This is a genomic window from Nitrosomonas europaea (assembly GCF_900167395.1).
Taxonomy (GTDB): domain Bacteria; phylum Pseudomonadota; class Gammaproteobacteria; order Burkholderiales; family Nitrosomonadaceae; genus Nitrosomonas; species Nitrosomonas europaea.
The window spans coordinates 1-2,234 of record NZ_FUWK01000079.1 but is presented as its reverse complement, the minus strand read 5'-3'; the positions used below and the strand labels follow the sequence as shown (position 1 = coordinate 2,234).

Annotated in this window: 2 protein-coding genes; both read right to left on the bottom strand. The window is 50.2% G+C overall.

Going from position 1 to position 2,234, the window contains the following annotated elements; all coding sequences use genetic code 11:
- Positions 1-76: 76 nt before the first annotated feature.
- A complete protein-coding gene (locus B5D58_RS13435; RefSeq protein ID WP_041356365.1) occupies positions 77-1,381 on the bottom strand; it encodes a relaxase/mobilization nuclease domain-containing protein in 1,305 nt (434 codons plus the stop codon).
- A gap of 5 nt (positions 1,382-1,386) precedes the next feature.
- The gene (locus B5D58_RS13430) at positions 1,387-1,758 is read right to left on the bottom strand and encodes a plasmid mobilization protein (RefSeq protein ID WP_011110907.1); all 372 of its coding nucleotides are present in this window, start codon (positions 1,756-1,758) and stop codon (positions 1,387-1,389) included.
- Between the last annotated feature and the right edge of the window lie 476 nt (positions 1,759-2,234).

The window sequence follows — 2,234 nt, the reverse complement described above, 5'->3', positions numbered from 1 at the left end:
GGGTAATCCCACCTCTTGGCAAGACCTGCTGTCAGATCAAATCTGAACTACTACAACTGAATCCTTCTGTCTGTTGCTACATTGACAGATCGTAATCGTTATTCCGATCAGGCGATTGCCTATTCTTCCGGGATTGTCGTTGTTCGAATTGTTCCTGAAGCCGAGCCTTCACCTCCGGCGACAATATTGAGAACATCATTCTTTTGAGGTGTTCAATTTCTGTGTTCCGGGCTTGCTGCATATTCCTGATATCCCGCTGTAGTGCACGACGTTCTTCCAGCTGACGCTGGATCAGATTGTCCCGCTGTTGCCTGTCACGCACCAGCGCCAGCCAGGCTTCACGTTCGTTTTGATCTATCACCTGGCTGCGCTGCCCGGTCAGCCGATCCCACAGACCCCGGATGCCTTTGTTTAACCGGGCTTGCCTGTCTTCGCTTTCCTGCTGCCAGCGTTGTTTTTGTGTTGTTTCCAGATTTTTCCGCTCGGTCCGGTGCCGTGTTTTCATTCTTATTTTTTGTTCCAGCAGTGGTTGCATACGAGTGCGGTTATTTTGCTGAATATCGGCAGTGAACTTTTGCATCCGCTCAATAAGCCGTTTGTCGATATTAGCCTTTGCTGCTTCTATGTCGGGTAACTGCTCAGGCTCCCCGAGCCGTTCCTTGAGCGCTTTGGTTTTGACATCCAGCCATTTCGACAGGGAAAAAACTTCTCCACGCCAGTTAAGGGCGACAAACCCGCGCCGGTCACCTTTGGCAAGAGTGTAGCCGTGTTGTTCAAGGACACTTTCGAATGCTTTCTTGCCATCCGATACCGCCCAGCATTCTTTCAGCACAGCCTTGATCAGTCTGGGATCGTCATCCAGTCGTTTCGCCTGTTCCCATTGTGCTCGCGTGAAATTAAGCGGATTACGCTGCTCACGTTCGATCAATCCGGCAGGTAGTTTCCAGCCTTGCTCCAGACAGATTTCTTTTGAAATCTCCATCAGTTTGCTTTTGTAAAACGGCAAATTGACGGCTTTCATCTCTTGGGTATCGATACGTGACCAGACGCAATGCGCATGGCGGCGTCCTTCCTTTTCATGGAAGACGATCACGCGCGGCTGATCCTGCAAGTGCATGCGTTCTTCGATACGGCTGATGGCTTGCTCGAAAACGGATGTATCGGCTTGCTCCGTTTCTGGCGGATTCAAGCTGACGGAAAACAGGTACTGGTTGCAGCGTGTACCCATTGCCTGGGCACGGGCTTCCTGCAAAGCGCCGTCCAACGTTTCAGACAGAAATCCGCTGACTTCATACAGCTCGACATGATCGTTATCCCGGTCATTGAGCAAATGCGCGGCCAGCTGGGCAGCACCGCCGCGTTGGGAGGCGATAATGATCATGAAAACTACCTGTTCAGTCCGAGGGATTTCATGAGGGTTTCGCGGATATGGCGGATATCGGCGCAAGCGTTCAGTAGTGATGTTTTGACTTCTGGAGTGAGGTTCAGCAGGCCGCAATTGGCGGCCCTGGCCAGTTGATTGAGATTATTGGCCAGCCGTGAGCGCCCCAGCTCACCCAGCAATTGGCTCAGAAGCCTGTGATCCTTGACCGGCTGTTTGTTGCGGCTGCGGCGCTTGACACGATTTTCATCAAAGACTTGCTGGCGAATGTATTCGCCTAAAGGCAATCCGGCAGCTTCACGCTCAAGCAAAGTGCGTTCTTCCGGTGTCAGGCGCAGGCAGAAGGGTGAGGCTTTTCTTGTGATCTGTTCGGGCATTAATTACTCCTTTGCTTGAACAATACACATCTAGCTTCCACTCACCGGGAAACGGAGAGGGAAGCCAAAACAACAAAAAGGATTAATGGATATGAAAACAGCGGTATGCCGGTTGATTGGCATACTGCTGTCAAAGGGGTATCAGCAGGTCGATTTACGGTCAGGGCTGGGGATAGCTATCTAGTGGAATCTCTTTTAAGATTTCGTTCCAGTCTCGTAGGGTAGAGAAAAGCTCGTTTGAAACGCTTCCGAATTTCTCCACCAAAAATTCAGCCACTTATTCGTGAAATCGAGTAAGTGGCTTTTTGGGTTGTAACCGTGGATATGTCCGTAGCGCTTCTTGAACTGTCTGTAATTATGCTGCTTTGATATGTTTGGCAGTTAGGGCCTGTTAACACTAATTAGGTGATCTACGATCAGAGCGAAATGGATGAAGAATCGGAAAACTGAATCCAACTTGTCAAAGCGAGAGAAGA